The sequence below is a fragment of the Mesorhizobium sp. B1-1-6 genome, assembly GCF_006443035.1.
GTDB lineage: Bacteria > Pseudomonadota > Alphaproteobacteria > Rhizobiales > Rhizobiaceae > Mesorhizobium.
The window spans coordinates 23,357-37,777 of the sequence record NZ_VFWR01000008.1 but is presented as its reverse complement, the minus strand read 5'-3'; the positions used below and the strand labels follow the sequence as shown (position 1 = coordinate 37,777).

General features: G+C 62.5%; 16 protein-coding genes and 1 riboswitch. Of the genes, 13 read left to right on the top strand and 3 right to left on the bottom strand.

The genetic code is table 11. The annotated features are described in order from the left end of the window. The first annotated feature begins 21 nt into the window (after positions 1–21). The 3 genes from FJ979_RS17035 (at position 22) to FJ979_RS17025 (ending at position 3,946) form a co-directional block, all read left to right on the top strand. Positions 22–207, top strand: coding sequence for a hypothetical protein (locus tag FJ979_RS17035; protein ID WP_140582322.1), 186 nt, complete (start codon positions 22–24; stop codon positions 205–207). A gap of 412 nt (positions 208–619) precedes the next feature. Beyond that, positions 620–811, top strand: coding sequence for a hypothetical protein (locus FJ979_RS17030; protein WP_140582320.1), 192 nt, complete (start codon positions 620–622; stop codon positions 809–811). A gap of 561 nt (positions 812–1,372) precedes the next feature. Then, positions 1,373–3,946 (top strand): hypothetical protein, encoded by a 2,574-nt coding sequence (locus FJ979_RS17025; protein ID WP_140582317.1) that lies wholly within the window; start codon positions 1,373–1,375, stop codon positions 3,944–3,946. Positions 3,947–4,127: 181 nt separating this feature from the next. On the opposite strand, the gene FJ979_RS17020 is transcribed toward FJ979_RS17025, so the two are convergent. Continuing rightward, entirely contained in the window at positions 4,128–4,955 is an 828-nt protein-coding gene (locus tag FJ979_RS17020; protein WP_140582315.1) for a class I SAM-dependent methyltransferase, read from the bottom strand. A 184-nt stretch (positions 4,956–5,139) separates the two neighbouring features. On the opposite strand from FJ979_RS17020, the gene FJ979_RS17015 reads away from it, so the two are divergent. The 6 genes from FJ979_RS17015 to msrA all read left to right on the top strand — a co-directional run bounded on the left by FJ979_RS17015 (position 5,140) and on the right by msrA (position 7,614). Beyond that, the gene (locus tag FJ979_RS17015; protein WP_181168639.1) at positions 5,140–5,877 is read left to right on the top strand and encodes a glycoside hydrolase family 108 protein; all 738 of its coding nucleotides are present in this window, start codon (positions 5,140–5,142) and stop codon (positions 5,875–5,877) included. Positions 5,878–5,879: 2 nt separating this feature from the next. Next, positions 5,880–6,080, top strand: coding sequence for a hypothetical protein (locus tag FJ979_RS17010; RefSeq protein WP_140499933.1), 201 nt, complete (start codon positions 5,880–5,882; stop codon positions 6,078–6,080). Beyond that, positions 6,077–6,316 (top strand): ABC transporter permease, encoded by a 240-nt coding sequence (locus tag FJ979_RS17005; protein ID WP_140561069.1) that lies wholly within the window; start codon positions 6,077–6,079, stop codon positions 6,314–6,316. Before FJ979_RS17010 ends, FJ979_RS17005 begins: the two co-directional genes overlap by 4 nt. Further along, positions 6,301–6,501 carry a hypothetical protein gene (locus FJ979_RS17000; RefSeq protein WP_140561068.1) on the top strand — a complete coding sequence of 67 codons (201 nt, stop codon included), beginning with the start codon at positions 6,301–6,303 and terminating at the stop codon, positions 6,499–6,501. Before FJ979_RS17005 ends, FJ979_RS17000 begins: the two co-directional genes overlap by 16 nt. Before the next feature lie 100 nt (positions 6,502–6,601). Next, a complete protein-coding gene (locus FJ979_RS16995) occupies positions 6,602–6,913 on the top strand; it encodes a hypothetical protein (protein ID WP_140561129.1) in 312 nt (103 codons plus the stop codon). Between the two features lie 182 nt (positions 6,914–7,095). Then, positions 7,096–7,614, top strand: coding sequence for a peptide-methionine (S)-S-oxide reductase MsrA (gene msrA / locus FJ979_RS16990; RefSeq protein ID WP_140582312.1), 519 nt, complete (start codon positions 7,096–7,098; stop codon positions 7,612–7,614). 139 nt (positions 7,615–7,753) lie between these two features. Here msrA and FJ979_RS16985 read toward each other — a convergent pair whose 3' ends face one another. Beyond that, positions 7,754–8,071, bottom strand: a complete 318-nt coding sequence (locus tag FJ979_RS16985) for a hypothetical protein (protein WP_140515911.1) — start codon at positions 8,069–8,071, stop codon at positions 7,754–7,756. 218 nt (positions 8,072–8,289) lie between these two features. Further along, a riboswitch (TPP riboswitch) is annotated at positions 8,290–8,403 on the top strand. On the opposite strand from FJ979_RS16985, the gene FJ979_RS16980 reads away from it, so the two are divergent. The 4 genes from FJ979_RS16980 (at position 8,394) to FJ979_RS16965 (ending at position 11,635) form a co-directional block, all read left to right on the top strand. Next, positions 8,394–9,002 (top strand): YkoF family thiamine/hydroxymethylpyrimidine-binding protein, encoded by a 609-nt coding sequence (locus FJ979_RS16980; protein WP_140561066.1) that lies wholly within the window; start codon positions 8,394–8,396, stop codon positions 9,000–9,002. Its footprint overlaps the riboswitch before it by 10 nt. Positions 9,003–9,037: 35 nt before the next feature. Next, positions 9,038–9,856, top strand: a complete 819-nt coding sequence (locus FJ979_RS16975) for an ABC transporter permease (protein WP_224684792.1) — start codon at positions 9,038–9,040, stop codon at positions 9,854–9,856. After that, on the top strand, positions 9,853–10,620 hold the full coding sequence (locus FJ979_RS16970; protein WP_140500163.1) for an ABC transporter ATP-binding protein: 768 nt from the start codon (positions 9,853–9,855) through the stop codon (positions 10,618–10,620). Before FJ979_RS16975 ends, FJ979_RS16970 begins: the two co-directional genes overlap by 4 nt. Then, positions 10,613–11,635, top strand: a complete 1,023-nt coding sequence (locus FJ979_RS16965) for an ABC transporter substrate-binding protein (RefSeq protein WP_140582309.1) — start codon at positions 10,613–10,615, stop codon at positions 11,633–11,635. The genes FJ979_RS16970 and FJ979_RS16965 overlap by 8 nt, the downstream gene beginning before the upstream one ends. Before the next feature lie 167 nt (positions 11,636–11,802). Here the strand turns inward: FJ979_RS16965 and FJ979_RS16960 are convergent, their stop codons facing one another. Beyond that, entirely contained in the window at positions 11,803–14,205 is a 2,403-nt protein-coding gene (locus FJ979_RS16960; protein WP_140582306.1) for a tetratricopeptide repeat protein, read from the bottom strand. Between the last annotated feature and the right edge of the window lie 216 nt (positions 14,206–14,421).

Below are 14,421 nucleotides of genomic sequence, written 5' to 3'. Positions count from 1 at the left end.
GCAAGCAGAAGAGCCTAAGATATGGATAAATGGAAGTTCGAAGGTCCAGAAAATTTGGTCGTCATATCGACCCGAAAAATATTTGGTGGTGGCGGCTGGGTTGCCTACGCCTCACATGATGCCGATGATGAGTCGTGGCAATTCTACGGAGATGAAGCTGAAGTTGATCAAGGCGACCTAATTTGGTGGGTTTGGCCGAAGTGGTAGAGCTTGATAATACGGTTGCACAATTGGCAGATTTGCCAGTGGGTTGGCATGCTCGGCGCGATACAAAGACCTCACCATGGAGGCGGAGCAAAATGCCCGACGAATTTCCGGAACTGAAGGAGAGCTAGTTCCGTCATCCAAATTCCTGGTGGGGTGAATTTCTGGCCAGTCGGCGCCCGATGGCCGAAGAATACAATTTTAAGCAAATGTTTCCGGATTGGTCTATTCTGTTACCTGGCGGCAGTTCAGGTGCAATACAGCGGAAACACCCACGGAACACCTTGGCATTAGGGCTGCCAGTGCACTTCGATGGCGCAGCTGGCAGCTCTGCGATGTGTAATATTAGCTAGGCGTAAACTTTGGCATGTTCGTTGCACCTTACCCCTTGAGGGGGCCACAGGGGTTGGAACCGATGTATCGAAATGACACAGAACTGTTCGCGCGGGCGAACGAGCGGGGCATTACGATCTATCAACGCTCGAAAACGGTGTGGATCGCGGCGGGAAGCTACCGGGACCGCGACTATGCGGTGAAGGGGCGGACACCCGCCCTTGCGCTCGCCTTGTGGAAGGAGGCCACCAGATACAGCGGGTCGGGACTTTAGAGCCTGTCCTTGCCGTCTGGATGAAGCCTCAAAGGCGATCTAGACGCCCGCTACGCGACAGAACATCTGCAAAGCCGTCAGGGCGCGGGCCTCGGTCGGCTCTTCGCCTCCTGCCTGTGAATCCGCCGGCGCCGTCACCGCTCCAACGGATTTGTACCGGGAAGCGAACGGCCTTTCTTCTGCCGTGCGGTTGTCGTTTGCAGCGACGACAATCGCGGATTTTTTCATCGGAAATCACACCTTGTGGAAGCGCTGCGACATTGACGCTCCCATAGCACAAGCCACCGCAGTGCGCGGGTGTTAACACGGCAGCCAGTCCGGGAGCAAGCCGGCATTGCTGCTTATTCAGGAAGTGCGTGCCCAAGGACAGAAAACCGACCGCTGAATTGTCTCTCGCCTAGCTGAGCGGCCGTGACCAAATTTCTCAAGGAAGAACCTGAACGACCGTGGCGCCGTGGCCGCACGGGCCAGCGCTTATCCCCTCCGAACCCGTCGCCACGCCGCAAACCAACCCGAATTCCAAGCCTCGCTTTCGCGGGGCTTTTTTATGGAGCAAGCCTCATGGCCCGACCCGCAACTGCCGCCGTTCGTCTTCTGACGGGCGAGCGCGAACCCGTGCGCCTGGCGACGACGGCAAATCTGGAGACGGTCATCGTCGACGGCGTTGCCTGGATCCTCGGCCTGAAGACGATCGACGGGGTTTTGACCGCCGTCGGCGACCGGGTATTGGTCAAGAACCAGTCGGACGCCCGGCTGAACGGCATCTATACGGCGAGCGAGGGCTACTGGTACCGCGCGGCCGACGCCCGCACCGCGCGCACGATGCAGAAGGGAACGACCGTTCACGTGCAGGAGGGGGTTGTTTCGGGTGGCTTGGTCTACGCTTTCCAGACCCTAAACCCGGTGATCGGCACGAGCGACATCGTAATCTCCTACTATCTGTCGGATGATCCGCTCGGGGATATCGGCGGAGCGCTGGCGGCAGTCATCCACATCGCGGAACTCGCGCGCGACCTGGCCCAGCAATATGCCGCCGACGCCGCGCAGGTTTCGGGCGTCAACGTGCCGATCTACGCATCCGTGGCGACAGCATCGGGCTCGACGATCGCTGCCGGCGTCAAGAGCATCAGGACCCAATTCTACGCCCCGGTCTTCACGACCCCGGCAACCCTGGTGGGCGGCGCCAACTATGCCCGCATGTCGCGCGCGGCGATCACCGCCGGCGGCTACCCGGCGCTGGCCTATTTCCGCTCCGCCGACCGCTTCATGCCGGACGGGACGACCGATGCGGTCAATGGCGGGTTTTGGGTGTTGAATGAAAGCGTCGCCACCGCCACGATGTTTGGCGCCCGTGAAGGCCTTGCCGACAACGCGCTTGCGTTAAACGCGCTCGGCTCCTATTGCCGGATTACCAAGGCCGTGCTCGTCCTGCCTGCCGTAGCAACATACTACGCCGTTGGCTCTTCTATCGACTGGCGCGACATCAGCGAGATCAATGGCAAGGGGGCGCTGATACGCGGTGCTTTCGACGGCCTTTCGGCGGTCCGCATCGGTGGGACCGGAACCAATGTTTTGCGCGGCGCAAAGATCTGGTTGGAAGTCCAGAATACACCAGACAAATCTGTTGTCGCCAACACGCGAGGCATTCACTTCGGCGGCATGGCTGAGAGCAAGCTCTGGCTTGCTGCCCGTGGTTATGACGAAGGGCTCTATTTCGACGGCCTGGCGGCAAATACAAATTGGGTAAGCAACGAATTCAACATCATCACTCTCTACAACAACGGCTCCCATGTGCATTGCGATCTGGCTGGCGCGAGCTATTTCGTAAACAACCAGTTCCGCGGTGGAACCTGGTACGTCGGCACCAACCAGAAAGCGGCGGGTCGCGGGACCTTCAAGCTGACGCTCGCCGGGACCGCTGCCGTTGAAGAGGTGTTGATCGACAGCCCTCAAATCGGCATTGATGGCGGCTCGGCCGGCGTCGGCCATGCAGCTTTCATCTGCGCCGCGCTCGGCAGCACCAGCAACCTGACCACCGTGTTTTTCAAGAATGCGCGCATCGAAACTTACAGCGCCTTCACCAACACACTTGCCCTCGTCAACGTGCCATCCGCGACTGGCTTCGCCTCCTTCAACATTGATCTTTTGAGCGCGTCAGGCATCGATGACGCGAACATCCTTTCGCCTGATCTGAAGCGCCTGTTTGTCTCGCTGCGAGATATGTCGAATAGGCCGACTGGCGGGGCCAACTTGGTGAGGCGCTTTCAGGGCGAGCGGTTCTTTCCGGTGCAGGCCGAGGGCCGCATCACGGTACCTGGCGTCGTTTTGTACGACAGCGCGACCGGCGGTTATGCAGCTCCATCGCCCTTCCTGACCAATGGTGTCACGGCGCGCACGTCGCGGGCCAACGGCGACGGCCAACTTGTGGTGTCAAGCTCGGGCCAGGCTGTCGGCCACATCTACAAAAAAGCCAACACCACACAGCACGCGTTCCTCAACTTCCTTAACGGTTCGCGCGCCATTACGGTCATCTGTTTCGACGCCTCTGGCACCGTGATGTCAGGCAATGCCCCGTACTATGCAAAAGGCAGCAACGGCCAGTCAATCGCTCGGACCGGTGCATCGGTTTATGAATTTTCGACCAACTGGCTGTGGATACACCCATCTGTCGCCTCATTCTTCGTTGGGGCGTCCGGATGGATTGGCGCAACGATCATTGAAAGTATCGATTTTGAACAAGGCTTCGCTGCGCCCATCCTGCGATTGCGTGATCAAGAGACCGACATCAGCCGGCTTTGCTATAGCTTCCTTATGGAAAGCTATCTTCCCGTTGGAGCGACCATCGAGCGGGCACAATTTGGTGGATATCGAAATACATTCCTATTGAAGACCACCATCTCCACCGCCGCCATTTCCGGTGCCACCACGATTGGCATAGCAAGCGTCGCGGGAATCACGGCTGGCGACCGTATTGGAATCGAACTTGACACTGTGATTACCGGAGCAGAGCTCCAATGGCACCACACAACTGTGAACGGCGCACCTTCGGGTAACACGGTGACACTGACCAATGCCTTGCCGGCAGCAGCCGCTGCCGGCCGCGCGGTCAGGCTCAATCGCTGGGTGGCGCGCTAGGTCGGTTTCTTGCGCAGGATTAGCAATGCTTCGTCGCCATCGGGAAGTACTGCACCTTCAGGTAGTCATCGGCCGCCATGGGGCGGGGTGTCGATGTTCCGGCGCATGCCGAGATAAAGCCTGCGGGCGATATTTCTGAGCAAGGTCTCGCCTCCGATGGTTTATCCGGGCTGTCGTCTCGTCACCGCCTGATGCCCCAGGCATAGGTTCTTTGCTTGGACGCGTTCAGACGGCGCACCTCGTACCGGCCCTGCCGCTCGATCTCGGCGACCGCTTCGACCACGCCATCGAAGGACCCTGGCGTGACGTCGTCGAATACGACCATGTCGCCCTCGCGCTGAACGCCCGAAACGCAGCGATGCTCGGCCAGCACGTTCTTCCTGGTGTGCTGCGCGTCGATGAAGGCGAAGTGGATCCGGTTCACGCCGACCCTGGGCAATTGAAGGAGTGAATCGCCTTGCAGGAAAATGATCCGGTCGGCCAGCGGCTGCCACGGCCGAAGCAGTTCGGCGCGCGACTTCCTGCCGTCATGGTCGTCGATGCAATTCCAGTAGAAGCGATGATGGTGCGGCAGGACGTCGAGCGTGACGACATGCCCGCAGGCGCCGGCATCGGCGAGCGCCTTGGCCATGCAGATCGCGGAGAAACCACGCGCGGTGCCGGTCTCGACGACGGTGGTGAACGGCCTTGGGCTGTCGGCCAGCTGGCGGCGAAGAAGACTGTAGAGCACCCGCCCGTGCGGGTAGGCGAGCGCGCTGGTCTTGATGGTGATCTGGGTGTGGAGGGCCAGTTCGTCGAGCCAGTCGCGATCGACGGCAAAGCCGGTTTCGGCCTCGAGCCTGTCGATCTCAGGGAATGAGACGCGCCGGGTGGCTTCGAACAGCCTCAGATATTCCTTTTTCGAGGCACGCGGCGCCGAGCCCAGCGGGTCGACGTTCCAGCGGCGATCGATGGCGGCCGACAGGCTGTTGAAGGCCAGGCGCCGCGCGGCGCCAACAAAGTCTCTCATCCCAGACCTGTTCGTCCCAAAATTGTATTTTTTCTAACCATGCGCCGGCCGGCGCGCAAGGCGACCTCCGGTTTTGACGCACTGCAAGTAGGCACCGAGGCGCGCGCAACGGCGACTATCCGCACCCCTGTGCTGCCGGCGATCACCCACTCACCTCATCCACCAAGAAATCGAAAGGGATATCATGGACCGCAATTTTACGCGGGCGCTTGCGCTCGTCCTCAAATCCGAAGGCGGCTGGTCGGACAATCCGGCCGATCCGGGCGGCGCCACCATGAAGGGCGTCACGCTCGCCAATTTCCGCCGCTACGTGAAGGCGGATGCCGCCAAGGCGGATCTCAGGAAGATCAGCGATGCCCAGCTCGCCACGGTGTACCGCCGCTTCTACTGGGATGCGGTGGCTGGCGCCGAGTTGCCCGACGGCGTGGACTACGCGGTGTTCGACTATGCCGTGAACAGTGGGCCAAGCAGGGCGGCGAAATATCTTCAAGCAGTGGTCGGCACCGCCCAGGACGGCCGCATCGGGCCCGAGACGCTCGCGGCCGTCGGTTCCCGACCGGCCGCCGTCGTCATCGACAATCTCTGCGATGCCCGCCTGGATTTCCTGAAGCGGCTTCCGACCTGGCCGACTTTCGGCAAAGGCTGGTCGAGCCGGGTCGGATCCGTCCGCGCACAGGCGCTGCTGCTGACGGCTGTCGGGGCAGGCGAGGCATCGGCCACGCGGCCAGATCCTGCGCCGACCGCTGCTGCGGCGGCGCCGGGCGGCGCTGCTGCCACAGGTGCCGTCGAACCGGTCGCGGCGGCGCCTGCCGGCGCCAACATCCCAGCCGCCGCCAAGGCGGGCGGGATCATTGTCGCGTGCCTGCTCGTCGCCTACGCCGCCTGGCACCACGTCGCCGCCGCCTTGCAAGGAATGTTCTGATCATGGCCACGACAACCCAGCCGACCATCCGTCCGACCAACAAGCTGACGGCCGCGACCATCGCCGCCGCCGCCGTTTCGATTTCGGGCGTCTTCGTACGCAATGTCTGGCCGTCCTGGTACGATGCCGAGACATGGGCCACGCTGCTGCCGTTGGCCGTCTTTGCCGTCGGCTATCTCGTCAAGGACGCGCCAAACCAATGAGCGCGCTCCTCTCCTTCCTGCTCAGCAATTCGACCGTTTTCGGCATCGGCGCGGCCATCATCGCTGCGTTTGGCTGGGGTGTTCGCCAGCGGCTTGCCGGGGAACGCGCCGAACGCAGCCGGCAGGCTGCGGCCGAGGCGGCGGCGCGCGACGTCGCCGATCAGGTTGACAACGATATCGGCGCGCTGCCCGCCGCCACTGCCCGAAAGGAGCTCAGGTCATGGGCAAGGGATTGATTGTCGCAGCGGCCGCAGCACTTGTCGCGGTAGCCGGCTGCACCACCGTCACCGGCGGATTTTGCGCGGTCTCGAGCCCGATGCGCTTGTCCGCATCCGCCGTTGCAGCGCTGTCGGATGCGGAAGTCCGGATGCTGCTGGCGCACAACCGCAAGGGCGAGAAACTGTGCGGGTGGAAACCATGACGATCGTATTGCCGCTCGATTCGGGCCCTGCTGCCCCGGGACTGCTCATCTTCGGTGCCGGATCGGTCATTCTGTTTCCTGATCGCGAGACAATGAAATGATGCATGATATTTTCGACCTGCTCGGCATCAAGGTGCCGGTGGTGGTCGCCGGCCTTTCCGGCGGCATATTGCGCGCGCTGTCGCGCCACCGCTACAAACCGCGCGAGATGGTGGCCTCGCCGATCTGCGGCGCGCTAGCCGCCGCCTATCTGACGCTGCCCGTGGTCCAGTATTCCCGCGCCATGGGCCTGCCGATGGCCAATGACGACACCACGACGCTGGCGGCCGCATTCCTCATCGGCGTCTGCGCGATGTGGATCTCGGATATCGTATTCGAGGTCGTGGTGCGCAGGTTCAAGCCTGGGGAGTGACGCCGCGCGTCCGTGGTGATCGGCAGCAGGACGCGCCCGTCGACTGGACGAAGCCGACGACAATGCCCATCTATGGGAAATCCTGGAGCGGCTGTCATAGCGCCGGGCCTCCAGTTTTATCGTGCGCAATTCCGACGGAAACGGCTACAACCTTTCCCGGAGTTGCTTTGGGGAGATTTGATATGGCGACTTCAAGCGAACGCGCGGTGCTTGCCGGCGGCTGTTTCTGGGGCATGCAGGATCTGATCCGACGCATCCCGGGCGTCCTGTCCACGCGCGTCGGCTACAGCGGCGGCGACGTGCCTGATGCCACCTACCGAAACCATGGCACCCATGCCGAAGCCATCGAGATCAATTTCGATCCCGCCAGTGTGAGCTACCGTACGCTGCTGGAGTTCTTCTTCCAGATTCATGATCCGACGACACGCAACCGCCAGGGCAACGATGTGGGGATGAGCTACCGTTCGGCGATCTACTACACCACCGATGAGCAGAAGCGCGTCGCCGAAGACACTATCGCCGACGTCGACGCCTCGGACCTGTGGCCCGGCAAGGTGGTCACCGAGGTGGCTCCGGCCGGCGCGTTCTGGGAAGCCGAACCCGAGCATCAGGACTATCTGCAGAAATACCCGAACGGCTACACCTGTCATTTCGTCAGGCCGGGCTGGAAGCTGCCGGTTCGCGAAGAGGCTGTTTCGTAGACGGCGCCCGAACCGAGACGAAGGCCGATGGCGGTTTACGTCTCAGGCGCCTGCCTGTTCGGCGAGGGTGAAACATAAAGAGACGGAAACGCCACGGAACAGACGCCCCGTGGCGTTCTCCAGCAGTTTCGGCGAATGGCTACTTGCCGCAATGCTTGTCATTGACGGTCGGCGAAGCGGTGCCCGGAGCGGTGTGGCTGGCATCCGGCTGAGCACCTTGTGGGCTGGCCGGACAGTTCCGGTCCGCGTTCGAATTCATGCCGTCGGGCATGACGGTCGTGCTGCCGGTCGTGCCAGGATCCACCGTGTTCGGCGATGCCGGCGTGTTCGGGTCGACCGTGACCGACTGGCCGCTGCCGGGCCCATTATTGGCGCCGTTTCCGCCAGCACTTTGCGCCATCGCCGAAGTCGCGAGACCAATGGTAAGAGCCGAAGCTGCGAGGATTTTCATGAGCATGGTTTGTCTCCATTTCTGTGAAGTCTTCGCTCGTTTCCACGAAGTTCGTCGCGTTTGCGACTATAGGGACAACCACTCGTCGTGGCTAAGGTTCCGGACAAATTTCCCTCAAGACCGGGCCCGACGGAACCGCCCATAAATCAGGCCTGGCGCTATGCATTTCCGGCGATGGTCCTGAAAAAACAGCTTTCATAGCCGCCCGATTGGTGCTTTAACGCGTCCATCCACAGGGGTGCTCCGTACGGTCGGGGCTGAGACGGGGGTGGCAAGCCCACAGACCCTAGAAGCTGATCTGGGTAATACCAGCGGAGCGAGGCGGGCGATGTTTTCAGGCGCACAGATTTCCCTATATCCCATGTCCGGCGATTTTGTCGGCGTCATCCTTGGCGCGCTCGGGGCACTGGACCCCTATCGTGATCGACTGCGGATCGAGACCGACGATATCTCGACCTTGCTTGTCGGGCCGCCCGAGGTGCTGTTTCCTGCCATGCGCGACCTGTTCGTGGCGGCAGCGCGCAGCGGCAAGCATTGCGTGCTTTCGGCCGCCATCTCGCGCGGCTGCCCGGGCGAGCCGGACGATCCGATCTGCCGCTCCGACGCGTTTGGCGGACCTGCCGGGCCGCTCGGCCCGCGCAAGGAAGCCGCTATCGCCGCCGTGCGCGGCGTGGCCGTCACCGGCCAGCCGGCGGCGGCGCAGTTCTCGCTTTACGTCATGGGCACCGGCGACCACATGGACGAGATCTATGGCTGCATCGACTTCCTGAAGCAGTCGGGCGTATATGAGCGCTCCAAGCATTTCTGCACAAAGTTGCGCGGCGACGCAGGCGCCATTTTTACCGCACTCAACGAGGCCTTTTGCCGCTTCGGGCCGGGTGCCGGTCACGTAACGCTCGACGTCACCGTCTCGGCCAACAGCCCCACCGCCGTCTGACGGCGCGCCCCGCGCCATCCGCTCCGGGTACCTGCGTGTCCTCCCTGTCCGCCCCTTCGCGTCCGATCGTGGACCTCATCGCCAGAACCGCTCCGGCGATGCTTTCGGTGGGGCTGCTGCTAGCCGCGTGGGAACTCTATGCGCGCTTTGGTGGCATCAAGCCGACAATCCTCCCGGCGCCATCGCGCGTCTTCGCTCAGGCAATGCTCAACCGGCACGCGCTGGCCGATAACGCCGTGCCAACCCTCCGTGCCACGCTCGCAGGCTTTGCCTGTTCGCTCGGCGGTGCCTTTGCGATGTCGATATTGATCGACTTCTCCCAGCCATTGCGGCGCGCCCTTTTTCCGGTCTTCGTGGTCAGCCAGACCTTGCCGCTGGTGGCGATTGCACCGCTGGTGGTGCTGTGGTTCGGCTTTGGGCTGATGCCCAAGATCATGCTGGTGGCGCTGGTCACCTTCTTTCCGATGTTGGTGGCTTTGGCCGAAGGATATGAGGCGACGGAGGCTGAGATCGGCCAAATGCTGCGCGCCATGGGGGCAGGGCGCTGGCGTGTCTTCGTCCTGGCGCGGCTGCCCTCGGCGCTGCCCTACTTCTTCGCCGGTGTCAGGATCTCGATCACCTATGCTGTCGTGGGCGCCATCTTCGCCGAATATGCGGGCGCGGCGAAGGGCCTCGGCATCTACATGCTCAACGCCAAGAACAACTTCCGCCCGGACCTGGTGCTGGCCGCCGTCGCCGTCAGCGCCGTGCTGACGCTCGTCCTGTTCGGGCTGACGATGCTGGTCCAGCGCCTTGCCATGCCATGGGAACGGACCGCCGGCGGGCGGGCCGCAGGAAAGGGGCCGTGGCGATGAACCGGCTCGAACTGCGACATGTGCGCAAGGCCTTCGAAGGACTCGACGTGCTTGCCGACATTTCGCTCAGCGTCGGCGCCGGCGAATTCGTCTCCATTCTGGGCCCCTCCGGCGCCGGCAAGTCGACGCTGTTCCAGCTTCTGACCGGCGCGCTTCACGGCGAGGGCGAGATATTCTTCGACGGCAAGCCGCTCGATGACCACGGCCGGCATTTCGCTTTCATGCCGCAGCGCGACGCGTTGATGCCTTGGCGGCGCATTCTTGACAACGCCACGCTCGGGCTTGAGGTGCAAGGTGTCAGGCGCAAGGCTGCCCGCGCTCGCGTTGCTCCGCTGTTCGAGGAATTCGGGCTTGCCGGTTTCGAACGGCATTTTCCGGCGCAGCTTTCCGGCGGCATGCGCCAGCGCGCGGCCTTGCTGCGCACCGTGGTGCAGGAACGCGATATGCTGCTGCTCGACGAGCCGTTCGGCGCACTCGATGCGCTGACCCGCGCCGCCATGCAACGCTGGTTGGAACAGATGTGGCGGCGCCACTGCTGGACGGCGCTGCTGATCACCCACGACGTGCGCGAAGCTGTGTTCCTGTCCGACCGCATCTATGTGCTTTCGGCGCGGCCGGCGCGCGTCGTCGCTGAGATCACCGTGCCGCTGCCGCGTCCACGCGAACTGGCCGGCGGCGCTGCACGGCAGGCCGGCACCCTCGAAGCCGAGATCCTCGACATCCTCCTCAACCCGAGCCACCAGAAGGACACGGACCATGACTGACCTGACGCGCCGGCAAGCCTTGCTGCTCACTGCCGCTGCCGGCCTTCCCCTTGTAGCCCGGCCAGGCCGATCTCTTGCCCAGGCGGCCGCCCGGAAAGTAACGGTGGCGCTGGACTGGACGGTCAACACCAACCATATCGGCCTGTTCGTCGCTCGCGACAAAGGGTTTTACAGCGAGGCCGGCCTCGAGGTCGACATCCTGCCCTACAGCGATACCGGTGCAGGCACGCTGGTTGCCAACCGCGTTGCCGATTTCGGCATCAACGGCTCCATCGGCCTCTTCACCCAGAAAACCGCCGGCGCCGATCTCAAGGCGGTCTATGCCGTGGTGCAGTCCGAAACCGGACGGCTGGTGTTCAATGCAGCGCGTGACGAGATCAAAACCCCCAGGGATCTTGACGGCCTGACCTATGGCGGTTTCGGCAGTGCCTGGGAAAACGCGCTGATCTCGACCATCATCCGTCACGATGGCGGCAAGGGGGCTTTCGAAACGGTGACGCTCGGCACGTCCGCCTATGAGGCGCTGGCCAACGGTTCGGTCGACTTCACGTTGGAGGTCTCGACCTGGGAAGGCGTCGAGGCAGAACTGAAAGGCGTCAAACAGCGAAGCTTCGTCTATGCCGACTACGGCGTGCCCGACGAGCACACCACGCTGATCTCCTCTAGCGATGCGTATCTGCGTGCAAATCCGGAATTGGCGTCAGGCTTCATACGGGCAACGCGGCGCGGCTACCAGTTCACCGTCGATCATCCCGAAGAAGCGGCCACACTGCTGATCGCCGCCAACAAGGACGCCCTGACCAATCCGGCATTGATCCACGCCTCGCTGAACACGCTGATCGACGGGCACTATCTGCGCCGGCAAAACGGCGCCATAGGCAGCATGGACCCGGCCAAGATGGAAGCGATCGGTTCCTATCTCTTCGCCGCCGGCATCCTCCGGAACGGGGACGGCGAGCCCGTTGCCCGGCAACCGGATTTTGGCAACTATTTCAGTAACTTCTATCTGGGGTAGGGATCAAACCGCATCGGGCGCCAGCGCTGCTCAAGCTGATTGCCTTTCGTCAGTCTCGTCAGAGCTGCGCCCAAGGCCAACCTTTAAGGCAATAAAGCACAGAGCGGCGACTGCCATTACGCCCAAACCACTCCAACGCAAAATCCGCGCCCTCCCGAAAAGCCCGTCTAATCTACCCCGAGGCTCAGTGCCTTCTTGCGATCGGCCTGAGCACGCTTGCGGTTGCCCTTGGCTTCCCACGCCCGGCTCCGCGCCTCGTAGGCGGTTGCGAAATCCGGCTTGAGCCTTATCGCCTGGCTGAAATCCGCGATGGCCCCTTCATAGTCCGCTCTGCTGGTTCGGATCACGCCTCGACCGAAATAGCCAAAGGGGTTCTTGTGATCGAGGCTGATGGCCTTTTCGAAATCGCGCAGCGCGGCGACGTCCTCGTGCCCTCCCATCCATAGGAGGCCTCGATCGGCATAGACCCTTGCGTCCGCGGGGTTGAGATTGATGGCCTTTTCGAAGTCGGCAAACGCCCCGTCGTAGTTTTCCTGGAACCTGAGGTTCTGGCCGCGACTGTAGTAGGTCTCGGCTATCTTCGGATTGATCGCGATCGCCTGCGTGTAATCGGCAACAGCATGAGCATAATCGTTCTTCGCCTCCCAAGCCATGGCCCGGGCCAGATAGGCGTCATGAAATGCCGGGACCAGTGCGATCGCCTTGCCATACAGGGCTATGGCGCCGTCATAGTCATTTTTCTCATACAGCCTCCGACCCTTGGCGAAAAGCGCCTTGGCGGCCGAATCAGTATCGCTCGGTGCGGCCGAACCGGCGGCTGAACTGGCGGTGGCCGCCGCCGAGCTGACGGCGCCGAGCGTGGCGGCCGCCATATCGCCCTGTCCCTTCGCAGCCACAGCCGCCTTACGGGCGACCGCGTAATCGCGATTGTCGGGATCGAGCTTGATCGCCTGGCCGAAGTCGGCGATTGCCTCGTCATAGTCCTTCATGTCAGCACGCGCCATGCCGCGCCCATAATAGCTGGCGTCGTCTTTCGGATCGATCTCGATGGCTATCGAATAGGCGGCAATCGCGCGCCCCGCGTCGCCCTTGGCGTGCCAGGCCATGCCGATGCAGAAGTAGGCGTCGCGCGCCTTTGGATCGAGTGTTGAAGCCCGGCTGCAATCGGCAAGAGCGCTTTCGGCATCGCCTGACGTGATCTTGGCGAGGCCCCGGCGAGAATGAGCCGCAGCAAAATTGGGGGCGAGCTGGATGACCGTGTCGTAATCGGCGATCGCTTGCTCGTAAACGCGTTTGGCGGCCTGGGCCTTGCCGCGGCCGTAATAGGCGAACCGGTTGTTCGGATCGAGCGCAATCGCTTTGTTGTAGGCGCCGATCGCCTGATCGTACTTGCCCATGTCCAGGAAGGCATCGCCGCCAAGGATCGCTTCGAGGGCGCGCGGATCGGTCGCCTCCAGAACCCTTGCGGCCAGCGTGTCTTGGGTGGCAGTGATATCCGGAACGACGGCTCGCTGCTTTTGCTGTTGGGTGTCCGGCAACGGTGCCGGCTTGCTTTGGTCGGCGGCAAGCTGAGCGCCGCAGCTTCCTGCCCGCGTCGGATCAAGCTCGATGGCGCGCAGGCAATCCGCCGCCGCTCCGGCGCTGTCTCCCTTGAGTGTCCTTGCGCGGCTGCGCCCGAGATAGGCGTCCGCATTGTCGGGATCGAGGCTGATCGCCTTGTCGAAATCGAGAAGCGCGCCCTCGAGGCCATACTTCGACAGCCGCATCCCCGCACGCTCGATCAAGGTCTTTGCGGCTGCGCGATTGCTGGTCGTATCCTTGGCGGCGGATAAGTTCTCGCCGGGCGCCTGTTCAGCATCGTCATCGGTGACAGTGGGATCGAACTCACTCTCGGCGGCGCGGGCGATACCGCGTTTGACATTGGCCAATATGTTGTTGGGATCGATACGGACCGCCTCGTCATACTCGGCCAGGGCCTGTTTCGGGTCGCCCATCCTGTCCCAGGCGATGCCCAGGCCCGCATGCGCCTTGCCATTCTGAGGGTCCGCCTCGATTGCCTGTTGGAAATCGATGATGGCCGCGTCGGTCTTGCCCTTGTGCAGGAAGGCGAGGCCACGGTTGCTGTAGGCATCGCTGGAGGACGGCTCCAGGCTGATGGCGATGTTGAAGTCCGCGATCGCACGGTCGTCGTCTCCATTGCTGAACCAGTCGGCGCCGCGGTTGAGATACGCGGAAGCGTCGTTCGGATCGAGCGCGATCGCCTCGCTGTAGTCGGCGATCGATCGGTCGTATTGCTTCTGGTCGCCGAGAGCGACGCCCCTTTGGAAATAGGCTGTGGCGCGGCTGCGCGCTGGCTCTGCGGCGTCCTCCGCAATCGCGGAGCAGGCAACAATGCGCTTGTCCGACTCGATGTCCTCGCCGAAGCAGGTTGCATAATCCTTCTCGGCTGCGAGCGCAGGCGTGTTCCGGGCGAGAGCGGCGCCAAGCCCGGCTGAGGGCCACCGGTCGGGCGCAAGGCTTGTCAGCGCGATCGCGGCGGCGAGGAGCCCCGCATCCTTCCACCTCATCATATCGCTGGTCCCCCCAAAACTTTAATCCGCCTTGGCAGCTAGGTTCCCTACTGTTCCTTATTTGTTCCAGAAATGCAAGCATGAATTGCAAATCCGCTCTCACAGATCTGACGATGCAAGATCGAGATAAGTCGAAGTGGATCCGATCTTGACGCTCAACCGCCTGTTTTTGCTGTCGGCTTTATCCTTCTACAATCTCGCCGTTTACGCCGTAGT